The 17,793-nt window shown below is 71.0% G+C and carries 18 protein-coding genes and 1 pseudogene; 7 read left to right on the top strand and 12 right to left on the bottom strand.

Annotated elements, in window-relative coordinates; genetic code table 11:
* A pseudogene (locus DJ74_RS19735) lies at nt 1-155 on the bottom strand (methyltransferase type 11); the annotation flags it as partial.
* 80 nt (nt 156-235) lie between these two features.
* On the opposite strand from DJ74_RS19735, the gene DJ74_RS15815 reads away from it, so the two are divergent.
* On the top strand, nt 236-850 hold the full coding sequence (locus tag DJ74_RS15815; protein WP_094527874.1) for a GNAT family N-acetyltransferase: 615 nt from the start codon (nt 236-238) through the stop codon (nt 848-850).
* 9 nt (nt 851-859) lie between these two features.
* On the opposite strand, the gene DJ74_RS15820 is transcribed toward DJ74_RS15815, so the two are convergent.
* The 3 genes from DJ74_RS15820 to DJ74_RS15830 form a co-directional block, all read right to left on the bottom strand.
* Entirely contained in the window at nt 860-1,378 is a 519-nt protein-coding gene (locus DJ74_RS15820; RefSeq protein WP_094527875.1) for a TspO/MBR family protein, read from the bottom strand.
* 63 nt (nt 1,379-1,441) lie between these two features.
* The gene (locus DJ74_RS15825) at nt 1,442-2,491 is read right to left on the bottom strand and encodes an AI-2E family transporter (RefSeq protein ID WP_094527876.1); all 1,050 of its coding nucleotides are present in this window, start codon (nt 2,489-2,491) and stop codon (nt 1,442-1,444) included.
* Between the two features lie 59 nt (nt 2,492-2,550).
* On the bottom strand, nt 2,551-3,147 hold the full coding sequence (locus DJ74_RS15830; RefSeq protein WP_094527877.1) for a DUF6149 family protein: 597 nt from the start codon (nt 3,145-3,147) through the stop codon (nt 2,551-2,553).
* A gap of 132 nt (nt 3,148-3,279) precedes the next feature.
* Here DJ74_RS15830 and DJ74_RS15835 point away from each other — a divergent pair, with 132 nt between their 5' ends.
* The 5 genes from DJ74_RS15835 to DJ74_RS15855 all read left to right on the top strand — a co-directional run bounded on the left by DJ74_RS15835 (nt 3,280) and on the right by DJ74_RS15855 (nt 6,982).
* Nucleotides 3,280-3,867, top strand: a complete 588-nt coding sequence (locus DJ74_RS15835; protein WP_094527878.1) for a DUF1684 domain-containing protein — start codon at nt 3,280-3,282, stop codon at nt 3,865-3,867.
* An 86-nt stretch (nt 3,868-3,953) separates the two neighbouring features.
* On the top strand, nt 3,954-5,192 hold the full coding sequence (locus tag DJ74_RS15840) for an NAD(P)/FAD-dependent oxidoreductase (RefSeq protein ID WP_094522035.1): 1,239 nt from the start codon (nt 3,954-3,956) through the stop codon (nt 5,190-5,192).
* 116 nt (nt 5,193-5,308) lie between these two features.
* Nucleotides 5,309-5,524 carry a hypothetical protein gene (locus DJ74_RS15845; RefSeq protein WP_094522034.1) on the top strand — a complete coding sequence of 72 codons (216 nt, stop codon included), beginning with the start codon at nt 5,309-5,311 and terminating at the stop codon, nt 5,522-5,524.
* An 82-nt stretch (nt 5,525-5,606) separates the two neighbouring features.
* The gene (locus tag DJ74_RS15850) at nt 5,607-6,026 is read left to right on the top strand and encodes a hypothetical protein (RefSeq protein WP_094522033.1); all 420 of its coding nucleotides are present in this window, start codon (nt 5,607-5,609) and stop codon (nt 6,024-6,026) included.
* A gap of 89 nt (nt 6,027-6,115) precedes the next feature.
* The gene (locus DJ74_RS15855) at nt 6,116-6,982 is read left to right on the top strand and encodes a molybdenum cofactor biosynthesis protein B (RefSeq protein WP_094527879.1); all 867 of its coding nucleotides are present in this window, start codon (nt 6,116-6,118) and stop codon (nt 6,980-6,982) included.
* 33 nt (nt 6,983-7,015) lie between these two features.
* Here the strand turns inward: DJ74_RS15855 and trpG are convergent, their stop codons facing one another.
* The 6 genes from trpG to DJ74_RS15885 all read right to left on the bottom strand — a co-directional run bounded on the left by trpG (nt 7,016) and on the right by DJ74_RS15885 (nt 15,174).
* Nucleotides 7,016-7,633 carry an anthranilate synthase component II gene (gene trpG, locus DJ74_RS15860; protein WP_094527880.1) on the bottom strand — a complete coding sequence of 206 codons (618 nt, stop codon included), beginning with the start codon at nt 7,631-7,633 and terminating at the stop codon, nt 7,016-7,018.
* Nucleotides 7,630-9,282 (bottom strand): anthranilate synthase component I, encoded by a 1,653-nt coding sequence (gene trpE, locus DJ74_RS15865; RefSeq protein WP_094527881.1) that lies wholly within the window; start codon nt 9,280-9,282, stop codon nt 7,630-7,632. Before trpE ends, trpG begins: the two co-directional genes overlap by 4 nt.
* Nucleotides 9,279-9,923: a phosphoribosylanthranilate isomerase gene (locus DJ74_RS15870; RefSeq protein WP_094522029.1), complete on the bottom strand. Its 645-nt coding sequence runs from the start codon at nt 9,921-9,923 to the stop codon at nt 9,279-9,281. Before DJ74_RS15870 ends, trpE begins: the two co-directional genes overlap by 4 nt.
* Nucleotides 9,923-11,002: an anthranilate phosphoribosyltransferase gene (gene trpD / locus DJ74_RS15875; RefSeq protein WP_094527882.1), complete on the bottom strand. Its 1,080-nt coding sequence runs from the start codon at nt 11,000-11,002 to the stop codon at nt 9,923-9,925. Before trpD ends, DJ74_RS15870 begins: the two co-directional genes overlap by 1 nt.
* Before the next feature lie 126 nt (nt 11,003-11,128).
* Nucleotides 11,129-13,675 carry a DUF2309 domain-containing protein gene (locus tag DJ74_RS15880; RefSeq protein WP_094527883.1) on the bottom strand — a complete coding sequence of 849 codons (2,547 nt, stop codon included), beginning with the start codon at nt 13,673-13,675 and terminating at the stop codon, nt 11,129-11,131.
* Complete coding sequence (locus DJ74_RS15885; RefSeq protein WP_094527918.1) at nt 13,672-15,174, bottom strand: proton-conducting transporter membrane subunit; 1,503 nt, start codon at nt 15,172-15,174, stop codon at nt 13,672-13,674. Before DJ74_RS15885 ends, DJ74_RS15880 begins: the two co-directional genes overlap by 4 nt.
* 350 nt (nt 15,175-15,524) lie before the next feature.
* Between DJ74_RS15885 and DJ74_RS15890 the strand changes: the two genes are divergently transcribed.
* Nucleotides 15,525-16,541 carry an amidohydrolase family protein gene (locus tag DJ74_RS15890; protein ID WP_094522026.1) on the top strand — a complete coding sequence of 339 codons (1,017 nt, stop codon included), beginning with the start codon at nt 15,525-15,527 and terminating at the stop codon, nt 16,539-16,541.
* A gap of 14 nt (nt 16,542-16,555) precedes the next feature.
* Here the strand turns inward: DJ74_RS15890 and DJ74_RS15895 are convergent, their stop codons facing one another.
* Both DJ74_RS15895 and DJ74_RS15900 read right to left on the bottom strand, forming a co-directional pair.
* Nucleotides 16,556-17,029: an Lrp/AsnC family transcriptional regulator gene (locus DJ74_RS15895; RefSeq protein ID WP_094522025.1), complete on the bottom strand. Its 474-nt coding sequence runs from the start codon at nt 17,027-17,029 to the stop codon at nt 16,556-16,558.
* An 85-nt stretch (nt 17,030-17,114) separates the two neighbouring features.
* Complete coding sequence (locus tag DJ74_RS15900) at nt 17,115-17,738, bottom strand: universal stress protein (protein WP_094522024.1); 624 nt, start codon at nt 17,736-17,738, stop codon at nt 17,115-17,117.
* Nucleotides 17,739-17,793 lie beyond the last annotated feature (55 nt).

Here is a 17,793-nt window from a genome sequence, read left to right on the forward strand (position 1 = left end):
CGCCCCGACCCCCCGCCGACGTCGAGCAGGCGGTCGATCGGTCGCGTCGCGTGGGCGAGCCCCGCGGCCAGCGCCTCGCCGTTCGCCGGCGGCATGACGCGGTCGTACAGGGGGGCCACCCGGTCGAAGAAGCGGACGTCGCCGAGGCCGTACATGGTCGCTCTCGGCGGCGGAGCCACTTAACAGGCCGCGGGGGCGCCGCTCCGTATTTATCCGAACGGGCCGTAGCGCAGGCATGGAGTACGCGCTCGTCGGCGATCCGGGCTCCGGGGCGACCCTGCGGCTGGACTACCGCGCGTTCGCCTACGCCGGCAAGTTCGTCGTGGGCAAGCCCGGGAAGGCCGTCCTCCGGACGCCCGACGGCTCGCCGGCGGTCCCGCGGTGGGAGCCGGAGGAGCCGCTGCCGCCGACCGTCGAGGCGAGCGAGTTCGACGACGACGTGGTCGCCGCGGTCTCCTTCTCCCCCGACCGGACCGACCCCGCCTGCTGCCGCCTCCGGTACGTCACCGTCCACGTCGCACGCCGAGGAGAGAGGCTCGGTCCGCGGCTCGTGGACCGGACCGTCTCGCGGCTCGCGGCGGACGGCTACGACCGGGTCCGGATCGCCGTGAACAACCCGTTCGCCTACGCGGCGCTCCACAAGTCCGGCTTCGCGTACACGGGCGAGCGGACCGGGCTCGCCGAGCTGGAGCTGGAGCGCCCGGCGACCGAGCCTGCCCCGGAGAGCGACGGTGACGGGGAGCGGTACCGGGCCGGGCTCCGGGCGTTCCGCGAGGACGACCGCGAGCTCGACCCCCGCGAGCGGCGGTTCATCGCGGAGCGACTCGGAGAGGAGCCGGAGTCAGGGTGACCGACCGGCTCAGTTCAGCGCCCAGATCCCGTAGTTGAGCGCGGTCGCGAAACAGACCCACGCGAGGTAGGGGACGAGCAGGGCCGCGGCGCGCCGGTCGACGCGGTCGAAGGCGAGGATCGTCGCGGCGACGAGCGGGAGGAGCGCGACGAGCACGGCGAGCCCGAGGTCTGGGCGTTCGAGCCCCCAGAAGACGGGCGACCACGCGACGTTGACGCCGAGCTGGACGGCGAACAGGCCGAGCGCGGTCCGGGCGTCGCGGGCGATTCGGGCGTCGCGGGCGTCGCGGCCACGGAGGTAGACGAGCGCCGCGGCGGCGCCGAGCAGCGCGTACAGTATCGGCCAGACCACGCCGAACGCCCACCCGGGCGGGTAGTACGCCGGCAGCGCGAGCTCGGCGAACCACGCGCTCTCGGTGGCGGTGAAGGGGACGCCGACCGCCCCGATCAGGTTGACCGCGACGGCGGCGGCGACGATCAGGAGGGCGTCCCGGCGGTCCGGCAGCCGGGATCGGGCGGCGGTTGCCATAGGTCCGTGTACGCGGCTGATCGGTTTAAATCACGCCGCCGGCTACCCGCTAAATCACGCCGCCTACCCGCCGCCGATCGCGTCGTAGTCCTCGCGGAACGTCTCCAGCGTCGCCGCGAGCACGCCGATGACGATGGGGCCGACGAACAGCCCGGTGAACCCGACCGAGTAGATCCCGCCGAACACGCCGAGGAGGATCACCGCGGGGTTCAGGTGCGCCTGCTGGTCGATGACGATCGGCCGGGCGTAGTTGTCCACCAGCGCGATGACGAACACCCCGTACAGCGCGAGCAACACCCCGGCCGTGACCTGGTCGACGACGACGAGGTACGCCGCGGCCGGCCCCCAGACGAAGAACGCCCCGATCAGCGGCAGCAGCGCGAGCACGGCCATGACGAACGTCCAGAAGACGACGTTCGGGACGCCGGCCGCCCACAGGCCGACGCCGGCGACCAGCGCCTGCAGCAGCGCCACGGCGATGTGTCCGATCACCACGCCGCGGGTCATCGCGTCGACGCGGTCGACGAGGTCGGCGGTGACCTCCGCGGGAAGCGGGCTCGTGTCCCGGATCCAGCCCACGAACGCCGGTCCGTCGAGCAGCGTGTAGTAGACGAGAAACAGCGCCAGAGAGAGGCCGACGGACGCCCGAAGCGCCGTGGTGACGACCCCGCTGACTCCGCCGAACAGCGTCTCGACGAGGAGCTGTCCGGCCATCGCGAGCACCTCGCCGACGTCGATCTCCCGGCCGGTGAGCACCGCGAGCTCGGCCTCGATGGCGCTCACGTCGATCTCCGTGTTCCCGCGGGCGATCTCGGTGAGGTCCCGGATGAAAACCCACGAGATGTACGCGAGCGGAATGATGACGGCGACGACGGACGCGAGGATGAGCGAGATGCCCGAGAGCATGCGGCCGAGCCGGGTCGACACCGACTCCCGCACGTGGCCCGCGAGGCGGTCCCGAAGCCATCTCGAGAGCCGCACGTGGAACGGGTAGAGGACGTACGCGAGGATCGCCGACGCGACCACGTACTCGACGAACGGGAGGATGACGAACAGCGTCAACAGCGCGACGATACCGATGAGGAGGAGGAGAAACGATTGACCGCGGTTCATGTCGCCCGCTCTCGCCGCCGAAGTATAAACGTGGGCGGCTCTCGGGGCGACCGGCTTCGTTACGCGCTCGCCTCGTCCTCGTCGAGCCCGGGCGCGGCCGACGGGTCGACGTCCTCGGGCTCCTCGGCCCCCCCGCCGACGACCGTCTCGCCGTCGTCGGTATGGACGTACACGTCGTCGGCGAAGCCGGCGAGCGCGTTCTCGTACTCCGCGGTCTCCAGCCGCTCGGGCGTCTCGGGGGCGACGGCGACGCCCTCGATCGGCCGGAAGTCACCGAGCGGGTCGTCGATCGTGATCCCGTGCTCGGTGAAGAACTCCTCGTAGCGTCGGTAATGTTCCTCTAACTCGTCGCCCGGGATCTCCATCATCTCCGTCCAGCCGTGGTTGAAGAAGTCGAAGTTGGCCTGGACGTGCGTGATCTCGCGGGCCTCGGCCTCCGGGAAGCCGGTCTCTAAGCCGGCGACGTAGGTGTCCATCGTCGCGTCGAAGAAGTCGTCGAGGTGCTCGCGGCGCTCCTCCCGGCGCTGTTCGTCGGCCTTGTTCAGGAAGATGCTCGTGTGGAGGTCGACCAGCTTGTCGTTCGCGACGTCGCCGACGACCGGCGTCGTCAACGCCTTCTTGGCGGCCCAGTGGCGGATGTTCTGCCGGATCTTCATACGTCTCGTTAGGTCGGCACGTCCTTGAATCTGTGGCGCCTCGGCCGCGACGGACCGCGGTCGCGGCGGCGGTCCACCGCCGCACGGACCGACGCAATTGTTATTGCATAGTAAGCACAATATTACGGTGTGATGAACGCGAACGAGACCGACGACTGGGCGCGGCGGATCGAACGGGAGCGTCGCGCGAAAGAGGAGCAGTTCCGGGAGTCGGCGCGGTCGCCGCTGCCGATCGAGATGCGCGGCGACGCGTTCCCCGGGCTCTCGTTCTACGACCCCGACCCGGCGTATCGCTTCGTGCTCCCGCTCCACGAGCACGACGAGACGGAGACGATATCCGTCGAGACCACCGCGGACGGCGAGCAGACGTACCGCAGATGGGGGGAGTTCAGGTTCGAGTTCGACGGCGACGCGCACTCGCTACAGGCGTACCGTCCGACCGACGGCTCGGACCGGTTCTGGGTCCCCTTCCGCGACGACACCAACGGCGAGGAGACGTACGGAGCGGGGCGCTACCTCGACCTCATGCCCGACCGCGACCGCGTCGACGGGGAGTGGACGCTCGACTTCAACGTCGCGTACAACCCCACGTGCGCGTACAACCACGCGTACGAGTGTCCGCTGACGCCGACGGAGAACTGGCTCGACGCTCGGATCGAGGCGGGCGAGCGCGATTTCCCCGCCGAACCCGCCGGTGGCGGCGACCACGGCGGTGAATAAGTCCGACCGCGGCCTCGAGCGCAAGTGTATCACGGGTATCAGTGCGGATGGCAACCCACATTAACCCCGAATCCGAACGCCCGCACATGAGCGATTCGTACGTGATCGTCGGGGACGGTATCGCGGGTGCGTCCGCGGCCGAGACGCTGCGCGAGCAAGCGCCTGACGCCGAGATCACGGTTCTCACCGACGAGGGAGAGTCCCTCTACAACCGGATCCTGATCAAAGAGTACGCGAAGGGGAAGCTCCCCGAGGCGCCGATCTCGATCCACCAAGAGGAATGGTACGACGAGCACGACGTCGACCTCCGGCTCAACACCGTCGTCGTCGACATCGACGTGGAGAACGACGCGGTCCACACCCACGAGGGCGAGACGTTCGAGTACGACTCCCTCCTGCTCGCGATCGGCGGCACCCCCCAGCAGCTCCCCGTCGAGAACGCGGACGCGGACGGGATCCACCACTTCTGGACGTTCCAGGACGCTCGGCGGATCAAAGAGAGCGTCGAGGGCGCCGAGCGGGCTGTCATCGTCGGTGCGGGGCTCCTCGGGATCGACTTCGCGGCCATCTGCGGCGCGCAGGATGTCGAGGCGAAGTACCTGATGCGCGGCGACTGCTGGTGGCGCTACGCGCTCTCCGAGGAGGGCGCGTCGATCATGCACGACGCGATGCGCGAGCGCGGCGTCGAGCCCGTCTTCGGCTCCGGCGTCGATCACTTCGAGGTCGACGACGACGGCCACGTCGAGGCCGCAGTTGACCCGAACGGCGAGCGCTACGAGTGCGACTTCGCGGGCGTCGCGATCGGCCTGAACTTCAACACCGAGATCGTCGAGCAGACCCCGCTGGAGACGGACAACGGCATCGCCGTCGACGAGTACATGCGAACCAACGTCGACAACGTGTTCGCGGCCGGCGACATCACCACGTTCAACGATCTGGTCCTCGGCGAGCAGGGGAAGAACGGCTCGTGGGGCTCGGCGAAGGAGCAGGGAACGATCGCCGCCCGCAACATGCTCGACTACGGCAGCGAGGCGTTCGAGTGGGTCTCCTCGTACTCGATCACCCACTTCGACTTCCCGTTCCTCTCGTTCGGCCACCCGACCATCGGCGACGACTCGGTCGAGGCGACCACGGCCGAGGGCGAGTGGCGCCGCGTGGCCCTCAAGGACGGCAAGGTCGTCGGCGGCGTCCTCATCGGCGACCTCTCCCCGCAGTCCGCGTTCAAACAGCTCATGCGCGAGGGCCGCGACGTGAGCGATCAGACGGATCTCCTCATGGAGCCCGGCTTCTCCGTCGACGACCTGGCGGCGACGACCGAGCAGTAACGCGGGACGCTCGCCCCCGATCCGTCCGTTTCTCCGGTCGCTCCGTTTACGCTCGTTCGACCCGCTCGCTCGGAACCGACGCAACGTTTATGATTAATCGTGACATGCGTTATCGTATGCCACTCCGAGAGACGGGGCGACGGCTTCGGCTCCGGCGGACCGGCTGGATCCCGCCGGGTGCTCGCGTGCGTCACTACGACGAACTCGGCGAGGACGCACAGATCCTCGTGCGGAAGCTCGCCGGGCGACCGAGAACGGCGCCGGAACACGGCGACCTCGACGACGGCGACTTCGTGAAGTTCACCGACTACTACCAGGTTCGCACGCGCTGAGGGTCGGAGAGGCGACGTCGGTCCCACGCGAACGCCACCCCCGAAGCGAAGTTGTTTTCGCTCGCCGCGCGAACACGGATCCATGGACAGTGGCGGATCTACCGACATGACGCTCGCGTTCGAGCTGGAGGCGCTGAAGACGCTCGCGGACCCCAACGACGTGTTCAACAACGCCCGGCAGTGGACGGAGTACGTCGGCGTGGTCAGCGAGAAGCCGACGTACGTCGTCACCAACTTCACGCGCAAACACCGCGTTCGCCAGGACTTCTTCTCGGGCCCGCGCGGCGTCGAGGAGAGCCTGGAGAACATCGCCGGCCAGTTCGACACGGACCGGCACGTGTTCGTCGGCGTCGACGACGAGGACGAGGCGGTCGCCGAGGCCACCGGCTGGGAGTTCCTCCACGTCGAGGACGCGGCCCAGGCCGCGGGGTGGATCCTCGCGGCGGACGAGCCGGACGAGGAGGAGGCGCCCGAGGAGTCGTCGCGGGACGACTGGCCCTAGGTCGGTCCGATAGCGCGCGAACCGGGCGACCGCCGCGTCCGGGGGTCGGAGGTGGTGGTGTTTTCACCGTCGCCGGGAAACGTGGTGCCATGAGCGACGCGCACGACCACGGCGAGGGCGAAGCGGACCACGGACAGGGCGGCGACAGCGGAGAGGACGCGGACGGCGGCCGCGGGGAAGACGGCGACCGCGGCCACGACCACCACCACGACGACGGAGACCACCACGACGGAGACCACCACCACGATGACGACCGCGGCCACGACCATCACCACCACGACGCCGAGTCGGTCGAGGTCGCGGTCGTGACGGTGTCGTCCTCGCGCTCGCTCGACGAGGACCCGTCCGGCGACCACGTCGCCGCCGCGTTCGAGGACGCGGGCCACGAGGTCGCCGTCCGCGAGCTGGTCCCGGACGAGTACGACAGCGTGCAGGGGACCGTAGACCGATTGGCCCGCCGGAAGGACGCCGACGTCGTCGTCACCACCGGCGGCACCGGCGTGACGCCGGACGACGTGACGCCGGAGGCGGTCGACGGCCTCTTCGCGAAGAAGCTCCCCGGCTTCGGCGAGCTGTTCCGCCGGCGCTCGGAGGCCGAGGTCGGGACGCGGACCATCGGGTCGCGGGCGACGGCCGGGATCGTCTCCGCCACGCCCGTCTTCTGTCTCCCCGGCTCCGAGAACGCGGTCCGGCTCGGCGTCGACGAGATAATCCTCCCGGAGGTCGGCCACCTCGTCGGGCTCGCCGGACGCGACGCGGACGACGAAGACGACGAGGAGGAGACGGAGGGCGACGCCGGCACCGAAGAGGAGACGGAGGGCGACGCCGGCACCGAAGAGGAGACGGAGGGCGACGCCGGCACCGAAGAGGAGACGGAGGGCGACGCCGGCACCGAAGAGGAGACGGAGGGCGACCGCGAGGCGAGCGGGGAGTCGGCGGACGAGGGAGCGAAGTAGGACCCGCGTCGCCGCGCGGTCTCGACGTCCGCCTCAGACGGCTTCGAGGAAGTTCCGGATCAGGTCGTGGCCGGCCGCGGTCAACACGCTCTCCGGGTGGAACTGCACGGCCTCGATCGGGTGCTCGCGGTGGCGGATCCCCATCACGATCTCGTCGTCCTCGTGGTCCGTCGTCGCCGTCACCGCGAAGGCGTCGGGGACCGCCGTGGCGGCCAGCGAGTGGTACCGCCCGGCGCGGAACCCCTGGTCGAGCCCGGCGAACACCCCCTCGCCGTCGTGATCCACCGGGAACGCCTTGCCGTGGATCGGCTCCGGCGCGTGACCGACGGTCCCGCCGTACTCGTACACGGCGGCCTCTAGGCCGAGACAGACGCCGAGCGTCGGGACCTCGGGCGAGAGCTCCCGGAGCACGGCCGTCGTCACGCCCACGTCGCGCTCGTTCTTCGGGTGACCAGGGCCGGGGCTGATGATAACCGCGTCCGGGTCGGCGTCGCGGATCGCCGCCAGCGACGCGGTGTTCTTGAACACCTCGACGTCGATCGGCTCCGGGTCCCCGCTCGCGTCGTCCTCGCCGTCGAGCGTCTGATCGGAGACGTACTCGACGAGGTTGTAGGTGAACGAGTCGAAGTTGTCGACGACGACGACGTTCATTCGTCGACCTCCGCGCCGGCGGGGAGGGGGTCGTCCGCGGGCGACTCCTCGTCCCGGATCCGGTCGATCGCGGTCAGCACGCCGTCCATCTTCTGCTCGGTCTCCTCGTACTCGGCGGCCGGATCGGAGTCGGCGACGAGCCCGGCGCCGGCCCGGACGGTCACGGCGGCCTCGTCCGGACCGCTCGCGCCCGCCGGCGACTCGTCGAGCGTCGCGGTCCGGATCACGATGGCGAAGTCCGCGTCGCCGGTCCACGCGTAGTAGCCGACGCCGCCACCGTACGCCTCCCGCGGCGTGGTCTCTAACTCCTCGATGATCTCCATCGCGCGCACCTTCGGCGCCCCCGTGAGCGTGCCGGCCGGGAACGTCGCGCGCGTGGCGTCGAAGGCGTCGGCGTCGGCCGCCATCGTCCCCGTGACGGTCGACTCGATGTGCTGGACGTGGCTGTACTTCAGCACGTTCATGAACTCCTCGACGCGGACCGATCCCGCCTCCGAGACGCGCCGGACGTCGTTGCGCGCGAGGTCGACGAGCATCGTGTGCTCCGCGCGCTCCTTCGCGTCGGCGAGCATCTCGCCGGCGAGCCGGCGGTCCTCGACCGGGCTCGTCCCGCGGGGACAGGTGCCCGCGATGGGGTTCGAGACGATCCGGTCGCCCTGCACCGACACCAGCGTCTCCGGGCTCGCGCCGACGATGCTCCGGTCGTCGTGGCGCAGCACGTACATGTACGGCGAGGGGTTCACCTCGCGGAGCGCCGCGTACAGCCCCAGCGAGTCGACCTCGCCGCGGAGCTCCCGGCTCCGCGAGATCACGCCCTGGTAGATGTCGCCGTCGAGGACGTGGCGCTTCGCGGTCCGGACCGCCTCCTCGTACGCCTCGCGTGGGTCCGCGGACTCCGCGTCGACTCGGATCCCGTCGGGCTCCGGCGGCGCGGCCTCGCGGAGCTCGGCGCTCACCCGCTCCGCCTCGGCGACGAGGTCGTCGTACACCGCCGCCGGGTCGTCGTCGACGCCGATGACCGGCGTGAAGACGAGCTCGGCGCTCCCCTCCTTCTCGTCGAAGACGACCGTGCGGGTCGTGAACGCGAACTCGGCGTCCGGGAACTCGGTCTCGGGGCGCTCGACGCCGACCTCCTCCAGCCAGAGGTCGTAGACGGCCTCGTACGCGAGGAAGCCGACGAACCCGCCGGAGAGGATCTGCCGGTCGGTGTCGGGGAACCCGCGCAGGCTCACGTCGGGGAACGACGCGCGGATCCGGTCGACCGCGTCGCCCGCGCCGGGGCCGATCTCTTTCTCAGATCCGTCCCCGACGAACTCCGCCGCCGGCCCGAGCCGGGTCACCTCGGTGCGGTCGGGGTGGACGGAGACGATCGCCTCGGGGTCGTAGCCGACGAACGAGTAGCGGGCGTGCCGGTCGGCCTTCCCGCCCGACGTGAACGCGCCGTCGGGGTCGCTGGAGGCGACCTTCTCGCCGGACTCCAGGAGGAACCCGTACGGCCCGTCGCCGACGAGGGTCGCGTACGCCGCGAGCGGGGTCACGTCGGCGTCGAGCGCCGCGGACGCCCGGACGACGACCGGCTTCTCCGCGTCGTCGGCGAGCTCGACGAACGCGGCCTTCGAGCGGTCGAGCGGGGAGCCGTCGTCGCTCATGCGAGCTCCATCTCCCGGCCCGCGTTGGCGACGAACCGGGCCACCGCGTTGTGGTCCTTCCGCCCGTCCGCCAGCTCGACGCCGGAGGCGACGTCGACGGCGTACGGGTCGGCGACGCGGACGGCCTCGGCGACGTTGTCGGCCGTGAGCCCGCCCGCGAGCACGACCGGCGACGTGAGCCGGGCCGCCAGCTCGCCCGTCTTCGCCCAGTCGTGGGCCTCGCCGGTGCCGCCGGCGCCGGAGTCGTCGGTCGAGTCGATCACGAGCGCGTCGGCGACCGCGTCGAACTCCTCGGCGCGGGCCGGGTCGTCGGCGTCGACGGCGAGCAGCACCTTCCGCTCCGTCTCCGCGCGGATGTACCGGATCTCGTCGGGCGTCCACTCGCCGTGGAGCTGAATCGCGTCCGGACCGACCGTCCGCAGGAGCTCGACCGCGCGCTCGGCGGAGTCGGGCATCGTGACCAGCGTCGCCGTGACGAACGGCGGGACGTCCGCGAGCAGCTCCGCCGCCGTCGCCGAGTCGACCTCGCGCCCGGAGTCGACCGGCACCTCCGAGATCACGCCGACCGCGTCCGCGCCCGCGTCGACCGCGGCCCGGAGGTCCGCGGCGTCCGTGAGCCCGCAGATCTTCACCCGGGCCATCAGTCGTCGCCCTCCGAGCCGGCGGTCGTCGCCTCCTCGGCGTCGTCCGCCGGGGTCGCCGCTCCCTCCGCGATCCCGTCGTCGCCGCACAGCGCCGCGAACTTCTCGGCGGCCGCGCCGGAGTCGATCGCCTCGGCGGCCCGCTCGACGCCCGCCGCGAGCGTGTCGGCCTCGCCGGCGACGTAGATCGCCGCCCCCGCGTTCGCGAGGATCAGGTCGCGCTTCGGCCCCGTGACGGAGCCGTCGACGATCCCCCGCAGGTCGGCCGCGTTCTCCGCCGGCGTCCCGCCCGAGACGTCCTCGATCGGGGCGCGGTCGAGCCCGAGGTCCTCCGGCGCGATCGTGAACTCGGTCACCTCGTCGCCGACGACCTCGGCGGCGACCGTCTCGTCGTGGATCCCGATCTCGTCCATCCCCGCGCCGTGGACCACCAGCGCGTGCTCGACGGGCATGCGCGCGAGCGACCGGGCGATCGTCCCGACGAGGTCGGGGTCGTAGACGCCGAGCACCTGCGCGTCGGCGCCGGCGGGGTTGGTGAGCGGGCCGAGCACGTTGAATATCGTCCGCATCCCGAGCTCCTTGCGCGGGCCGATCACGGCCTTCATCGCCGGGTGGAAGACGGGCGCGAGCATGAAGCCGATCCCGTCGGCCTCGATGGCGTCCTCGACCGCCGGCGGCTCGGCCTCGACGTCGGCGCCCGCGACCTCCAGCACGTCGGCGCTCCCGGAGGAGGAGGAGACTGAGTAGTTGCCGTGCTTGGCGACCGTGACGCCCGCGCCCGCGGCGACGATCGCGGCGGTCGTCGAGACGTTGATCGTGTCGTAGTCGTCGCCGCCCGTCCCGCAGGTGTCGACGAGCGGCTCGCGGGCCGGCTCGATCGTGCGGGCGGCGTCGCGCATCCCCTGCGCGAAGCCGGCGATCTCGGCCTCGGTCTCGCCCTTCGCCCGGAGGGCGGCGAGGAGGGCGCCGATCTGCGCCTCCGTGGCCTCCTCGAAGACCAGCCGCGCGGCCTCGCGCGACTCCTCGACAGTCAGATCCGTCCCGTCCGTCACGCGTTCGACCGTGTCGTTGATATCCATAGTGTTCACCGATGTATTACTTCGCGTTGTGATGTACAAGTCTGTACACCGATTTAACGCTGTCGCCGCGGTGGTACTCGGTCACGCGGAGCGCGGAAGGAGACAGAACGGGACCGCAGGGACGGCTCAGTCGTCCGCGACGGTGGGAGCGACCGGCGCCTCCGGTTCGGTTTCGGTCGGCGCCTCCGGTTCGGTTTCGGTCGGCGCCTCCGGTTCGGTTTCGGTCGGCGCCTCCGGCTCGGCGGCGGCCGGCTCCGAGGCCGGTGCCCAGCTCAGGTCGCGCTCGTACTCGAACGCGCGGTGGTCGCGCGTCGGGTCGACGACCGTCAACGAGAGCCAGTCGTTGTCCAGCAGTTCCGTCACCTCGTCGTGGTCGGCCAGCGCGTCGGTGACGCGTTCCACGGGGGCGTGCACGACCGTCGAGAGGCGGAGCGGCTGGTGGTACGGGACGCCGTCGGCGGCCATCAGCGACTGGCTGGGGAGCCCGGTCATCAGATCGCCGCCGTTCCCCTGGTAGACGCCGACGTTGCCGACGGGGTTCTGCGTCGCCTTCGACCCGCTCCCGTAGGTCGCGTTGTCGACGGTCGAGAAGTAGTACTGCGCGTTGATCCACTGGGTGACGACCATCGGCCCGGCGAGGATCGCCTCGAGCGCGTCGCCGTCGGGGTCGGTCGACCAGTCGTACGAGTGGAGGAACGCGCGGCCGTCCAGGTCGAGGTCGCTCGTCAGCTCGCGGGGCCCGACGACGAAGCCCGCGTTGCCGGCCAGTCCCCACTCGGGGCGCGTCTCGGCCCAGTCGCCGGCGCGGCGCTCGGTCTCGCCGACGCCCGCCGAGGCGTCGGCGCCCATCGCGTCCGCGCGTTCGGCGGCCGCGCTCTCGCGGGCCGCCGCGAGGTCCGCGCGCAGCGCCGCGAGGTCGTCCGCGTGGCTCTCGGGCACGTCCCCGTAGAGCTCGATCTCGTCGGTCGTCGTGTTGTGTTCGCCGGCGAGGAAGACGGTGTCGTCGGGGACGTCGAAGCCGCGCTCGCGCAGCGCCGCCTTCACGTCGGGGTCGGCGCAGATCGCCGCGAGGACGCGGGCGTTCGGCCCGCCGGGGTTGCCGGCACACGCGCCGCAGTCGAGGCTCGAGTCGTAGGGGTTGTTGGTCGTCTCGCTCGCGTGGCCGGCGAACACCACGAGCCGGCCGAACTCCGTCCAGCCCATCAGATCGAACGCGGTCGCGGCGTACTCGACCTTCTCCTCTTGGATCAGTCCGATCGGGAGATCGCCGGCGTAGGCGTGCTGGTGGTGGACGGTCTGCTCGCAGAACTCGCGGTCGTCGGGCACCGCGTCGTCCGCGGCCCCCAACAGGTCGCGAACGCGGCTCGGCACCAGCGTGCGGGCCGCGAGCGCCAGTCCGTACCCGCTCCCCGCGTTCTCCACGAAGCCGAAGGCGCTGGCGGGGTTCGTCTTCAGCTTCTTGACGACGTCACCCGCGACCTCGCGGACGCTCGACCGGCGGTCGCGGCGCGCCTGCGCGTCTCCGTCGGTCGGTATCTCGCTGATGCGGTGCCGGGGATCGAGGATGGGCGGGCAGGCGTCGACCGACACGTCGGCGTCGTACGCCTGATACTCCATCGGAACGCCGAAGAAGCCGGCGTACCCGTGGGTCTCGTACTCGCCCTCGTCCTCGATGTGACGCCGGATCACCTCCGACCGCGTGTCGATGCAGAACACCAACTGCGCGTCGGGGCGGGCCGACGGGTCGCTCTCGCCCGAGGAGTCGCCCCCGGCCGGCGGGTCGCTCTCGTCCGGCGACTCGCAGCCGGCCAGGGACCGGCTCTCGGCGAGCGACCGGCTCTCGGCGGTCACGCGCCCGACGACCTCGGAGCGGTAGCTCGCCTCCCAGGCGCTCAGAAACGCCTCGGCGAGCTCGTCGGCCGGATCGGCGTCGGCGCTCCCGGGATCAGTGGACGGCTCGACATCGACGCCGAACCCGTCGAGGAGCGCGAGACGGACCGCGACGTAGTCCGCGAGCGTGATCGGGTGGGCCGACTGCCACGCCCCCTCGTCGTCCGCGCGCTGCTTGATGAACCCGGCCCAGCCCGGAAGCGCGGCCAGCTGTTCCTCGAAGACGGGGACCCACTGGCTCTCCGGGTACGGCTCCAAGACGGCCTCGATGGCCTCGGTCGGGGTCTCCGGGAGCGACGCGACGACCCCCTCGTCCGGGACGTCGGCGTCGTGCGGTGCCAGCTCGCGGAAGGCGGCGTAGAACCCCTCGTCGCGGTTCGGCATCGGCCACGCGGCGCCGCCCTCGTCGAGGAACGCCGACAGCCACTTCGTCAGCACGTGATCGACCCGCTCGGCTCCGCCGTCCGGCGCCGCCGACTCGACCGACGCGTCCACGCGTTCGAGCAGCGTCTCCGGGTCGGCCTCGTAGCCGCGGTCGGCGAGCTCCGCGGCGAGCGTCTCGCGGTCGATCCGGCCGTCGTCCAGCGCCGCGCGGAAGACCTCTCGGCTCGGGTAGCCGCGTCCGCCCAACACGTCGGCGGCCTGCGTCACCGCCTCGTCGAACGGTATGTTCTCGAACCCCGAGAGGGGGTTCGCCGTCACGAACGAGTGGATCGGCCAGACCGATCCGACCGTCGCCGCCGCGTCGTCGATGCCGTCTCGGATAGTGGATTGAGTGCTCATTGAACTCCTCCGTTGTCGTACTCCTCTGCGTTCGTCAGCACGGTTCCGGACGACGGGTGGCCCCAGTTCAGGAGCGCGACGTAGAGCCGGCGACTGCGCTCGTGGACGCCGGTCTCTATCGCCACGTACGCGGCGAGGAAGGCGGCGGCCACGAGCCCGTGTAGCGCGGTCAGTTCGGTCGGCGCCGCGACGACCGGGAGCCCGGTGAGGAGCGACGAGACGCCCCTGTAAACGAGCGCGTACACGGTGATCGCCGGCAGGAAGACCAGCGGGACCGCCCCGTAGCGGACCGCCGGCGGCAGCGACGCGTGCCGGACCGCGCCCCGCGCCGCGTGGAGGGTCGTGAACACCACGAACAGGACGAGCAGCAGGCCGGAGTCGACGCTCGTTCCCTTCCCCGTCAGGAGCACGAACGCCGCGCCGCCCGCCAATCCGGTCAGCAGCGTCACCGCGCCGTCGGCGACGCCGGAGACGCCCGTCCGGGGGGCCGTCTGCCCGCTCGGGGCCGTCCGTTCGACCGCACCGCCCGCACCGAGGAAGTGGTAGGCCTTATAGAAGCCGTGCAGGATGAGGTGGGTGACGGCGGCCCCGAAGAACCCCAGACCGGCCTGCATGATCATGAATCCCATCTGCCCCACCGTCGAGCAGGCCAGCTTGCTCTTGACGTCCGGCCGGACGGACTTGAGGAGCTTCCCGAGCAGCGCGCTGGTCGCGCCGACCGCGACGATAGCGAGCATGAGGCCGGCGTCGACGGTGACGACCGGCGCAAACCGGAGCAGCAGGACGCCGCCGGCGTTGACGAACCCGGCGTGCATCAGCGCCGACGCCGGCGTGGGGGCGGTCATCGACGAGAGCAGCCAGCCGTGGAACGGAAGCAGCGCGGACTGGATCATCGCCGCGAGGACGAGCGCGCCCGCGGCGACGACCCACAGCGGTCCGCCGAGCCCGTCGGCGGCCGCGGCGACGCCGGAGACCGTCGTGGCGCCGGTCGTCCGCCAGAGCGCGGCCAGCGCGACGCCGAGGAGCGCGCTGCTGGCGACGAAGTACCGCCGAGCGAGCGACGCGGCGGCCCGCGCCTGTCTCCACCCGTCGACGACGCCGATGAGCCTCGCCATCACCAGCCCCATCGCCAGCCACAGCAGTCCGAACGCGGCGAGGTGGTCGGCCGCGACGAGGGCCATCACGGTCACCTCGAAGGCGAACACGGCGAGGAAGAACCGCGTCTCGTGGGCGCTTCCCGCCATGTACCGGCGCGAGTAGCTGTGGACGACGCCGCCGAAGAAGGCGACGACCACCCACATCAGGACGGTGAGTCCGTCGACGGCGAACGCGCCGGGGACCGCCGGGGCGAAACCGAATCGGACTCGGGCGACGAGGACCGCGAGGCTCGCGGCGAACAGCGACCAGGCGAGCCACGTGAGTGCGACGGGCGCGAACGGCGTCTCCGCCGTCGCGTCCGGGAGCGCTCCGACCGTCGTTTTCGAGTTGGATTCCGACATCGTTCGGCTCGTGCGACCAATCTCCGTAGCCGACCCGCACGGCGAACCGGTATCGGTCGTCTTCACTCCGTCTAGTGAACAGATTGTGTATTAAATCTGTTTATCTTCACAAACTGTTCGATATAATCTCATTATAGAACATTATAGTTATCGCGAGGAGACGGGTCCGCGTCGTGAACCGAGCGAAGCGGGTTCGCAGGCGTAATCGTGGACGTGTCCGGACGGGGTTCGTCCCGAGCGGCTCGTCCGCGGGTCCGTAACGGATACGTCGCCGACGGCCAGTCCAGTTCTCGGTCCGTTCGCGAATCGCGTTCAGAAAACCATATCGTTATCCGATCCGCAGTGTCGGTATGGAGGAACTCACCGGGACCGTCCTCGCCGGCGAGTCGTTCGAGCCGACTCGCGGGCGTCTCGTCGTCGACGACGGTCGGATCGAGGCCGTCGAGGAGACCGACACGGAGTCGACCGACATCGTCCTGCCCGCGTTCGTCAACGCCCACACGCATCTAGGGGACTCCGTCGCGAAGGAGGCGGCCGTCGGGCTGTCGCTCGACGAGGCGGTGGCCCCGCCGGAGAGCCTGAAACACCGGCGGCTGGCGGCCGCCGACCGCGCCGACCTCGTGTCGGCGATGCGCCGAACGCTCCGGTTCGCGCGGCGGACCGGTACGATCTCCTGTTTGGACTTCCGGGAGAACGGAGTGGCCGGGGCGCGGGCCCTCCGCGAGGCGGCGTCGTCGGTCGCCGTCGACCCGTTCATCTTCGGGAGCGGCGACCCCGCCGTCCTCGACGTCGCCGACGGGTACGGGGCCTCCGGGGCGAACGACGACGACTTCGCCGACGAACGCGCCGCGTGCGAGGACCGCGGCGTTCCCTTCGCCATCCACGCCGGCGAGCCGGACGCGACCGACATCCACCCGGCGCTCGACCTCGATCCGGACCTGCTCGTTCACATGGTACACGCCGAGCGGGAGCACCTCGAACGCGTCGCGGACCGGTCGGTCCCGGTCGCCGTGTGCCCGCGCGCGAACGAGGTCCTCGACGTCGGAACGCCGCCGGTCCGGGAGCTGCTCGACCACACGACCGTCGCGCTCGGCACGGACAACGTCATGCTGAACGCCCCGTCGATGTTCCGCGAGATGGCGTACACGGCGAAGCGGTTCGACGTGACCGCCCGGGAGGTGCTACGGATGGCGACCGCCGCCGGCGCCGAGATCGCGGGGCTCGACTGCGGCGTCATCGCGCCCGGGCGACGGGCCGCGCTCGTCGTCCTCGACGGCGACTCGGACAACCTGGCCGGCTCGGAGGACCCGGTGCGGGCGGTCGTCCGGCGCGCGACCGCGCTCGACGTCAAGCGGGTCGTCGGGTAGCGACCGGTCCGCGTTCAGGAGTCGGTCTCGGCGTCGAACTTGCCGAACGGCGTCGCCTCGTGGCTCCGAACGAGCACCTCGTCCGCGACGGTGAGCCCCATGTCGAGGAGCTCCTGTGCCACGGGCGTGATGTCGCCGTCCGACTCGCCGACCGCCGTCACGAGGAGGTTCTGTTCGCCGGTGACCAGCTCCTGCACCGAGATGACGCCGTCGATCTTCAGGATCTCGGGAAGCAGCTCGCCGCGCTCGGGTATCGACGCGGTGCAGTAGAGCAGCATCCGGAGCGGATACCCCGATTTCTGGTAGTCGACGTCGGCGCTGTACCCCTTGATTATCCCGTCTGACTCGAGGCGCTGGATGCGTTTGCGGACGGTGCTGTCCGACGTCCCGGTGCGCTCCGCGATGTCCCCTGACGAGGTGTTTCGGGCGTCCTCTTGGAGCGCGTACAGGATCGCCCTGTCCACGTCGTCGATCGCTTCGTCAGCCATACCGGAGCCTCCGTGGCATAGCCACTTTACTGTTCTATGTCGCTTTTAAACGGAGCGGGGACGCCCGACGCGAGTCCACCGCGGCCTACGCCACGTCCAGCGACGTGTCACCCTGCGCCTCGACGACGACCACGGGGACCTCGGCGTCGTCGATCACGGTGTCCGTCGTGGAGCCGAACACGAACCGGCCGACGGCGCCAGTGGTGGGGGCGCCGACGACCACGAGGTCGTAGTACGGCGACTGCTCGACGATCGCGCCCGCGGCGGTCCGGTCCTCGACGAGCCAGCGGTCCACCCGGTCGAAGTCGCCGAGGCGGTCGCGGGCCGACGAGAGGAGGCGATCGCCGGCCGCGGCGTACTCGGCGGCGTCGGCGTCCTCGCGGTCGCCGACCGGCGTCGCGTCCCCGTCGACGAGCGCCTCGTCGGAGGGGACGACGTGGAACAGTTCGAGCCAAGAGCCGGTCGCGTCGGCGATCTCGCGGGCCACGTCGACGGTCGCCCCCGTGTGCGGGCCGGCGCCGACGGCCACGAGGATCGAGGACACGCGGTCCGGCCGCGCCGCTCGGTCTTTCCCCTTCAGACGGGCGTGCGCCGCCGTCGTGGTCGACGCGGCCGCCTCCCTGACCGCCGGTTCGACGACAGGCTCGCCGACACCGTCGCCGACCGTCGGCGCCTCGGCGCTCGCTTCGTCCGCGTCGCTCCCGTACATACCCCCAACGTCAGACGCGCGTCAGATAAATCCCGCCGGTCCGCGCCGACCGTTC

The sequence above is a fragment of the Halorubrum sp. Ea8 genome, assembly GCF_002252925.1.
In the GTDB taxonomy this organism is placed as follows: Archaea; Halobacteriota; Halobacteria; order Halobacteriales; family Haloferacaceae; genus Halorubrum.

Bases quoted from the DNA above. Each gene is read 5' to 3' on its own strand.
- DJ74_RS15815 (WP_094527874.1), top strand. From the start codon at position 236: ATGGAGTACGCGCTCGTCGGCGATCCGGGCTCCGGGGCGACCCTGCGG.
- DJ74_RS15820 (WP_094527875.1), bottom strand. From the start codon at position 1,378: ATGGCAACCGCCGCCCGATCCCGGCTGCCGGACCGCCGGGACGCCCTC.
- DJ74_RS15825 (WP_094527876.1), bottom strand. From the start codon at position 2,491: ATGAACCGCGGTCAATCGTTTCTCCTCCTCCTCATCGGTATCGTCGCG.
- DJ74_RS15830 (WP_094527877.1), bottom strand. From the start codon at position 3,147: ATGAAGATCCGGCAGAACATCCGCCACTGGGCCGCCAAGAAGGCGTTG.
- DJ74_RS15835 (WP_094527878.1), top strand. From the start codon at position 3,280: ATGAACGCGAACGAGACCGACGACTGGGCGCGGCGGATCGAACGGGAG.
- DJ74_RS15840 (WP_094522035.1), top strand. From the start codon at position 3,954: ATGAGCGATTCGTACGTGATCGTCGGGGACGGTATCGCGGGTGCGTCC.
- DJ74_RS15845 (WP_094522034.1), top strand. From the start codon at position 5,309: ATGCCACTCCGAGAGACGGGGCGACGGCTTCGGCTCCGGCGGACCGGC.
- DJ74_RS15850 (WP_094522033.1), top strand. From the start codon at position 5,607: ATGGACAGTGGCGGATCTACCGACATGACGCTCGCGTTCGAGCTGGAG.
- DJ74_RS15855 (WP_094527879.1), top strand. From the start codon at position 6,116: ATGAGCGACGCGCACGACCACGGCGAGGGCGAAGCGGACCACGGACAG.
- trpG (WP_094527880.1), bottom strand. From the start codon at position 7,633: ATGAACGTCGTCGTCGTCGACAACTTCGACTCGTTCACCTACAACCTC.
- trpE (WP_094527881.1), bottom strand. From the start codon at position 9,282: ATGAGCGACGACGGCTCCCCGCTCGACCGCTCGAAGGCCGCGTTCGTC.
- DJ74_RS15870 (WP_094522029.1), bottom strand. From the start codon at position 9,923: ATGGCCCGGGTGAAGATCTGCGGGCTCACGGACGCCGCGGACCTCCGG.
- trpD (WP_094527882.1), bottom strand. From the start codon at position 11,002: ATGGATATCAACGACACGGTCGAACGCGTGACGGACGGGACGGATCTG.
- DJ74_RS15880 (WP_094527883.1), bottom strand. From the start codon at position 13,675: ATGAGCACTCAATCCACTATCCGAGACGGCATCGACGACGCGGCGGCG.
- DJ74_RS15885 (WP_094527918.1), bottom strand. From the start codon at position 15,174: ATGTCGGAATCCAACTCGAAAACGACGGTCGGAGCGCTCCCGGACGCG.
- DJ74_RS15890 (WP_094522026.1), top strand. From the start codon at position 15,525: ATGGAGGAACTCACCGGGACCGTCCTCGCCGGCGAGTCGTTCGAGCCG.
- DJ74_RS15895 (WP_094522025.1), bottom strand. From the start codon at position 17,029: ATGGCTGACGAAGCGATCGACGACGTGGACAGGGCGATCCTGTACGCG.
- DJ74_RS15900 (WP_094522024.1), bottom strand. From the start codon at position 17,738: ATGTACGGGAGCGACGCGGACGAAGCGAGCGCCGAGGCGCCGACGGTC.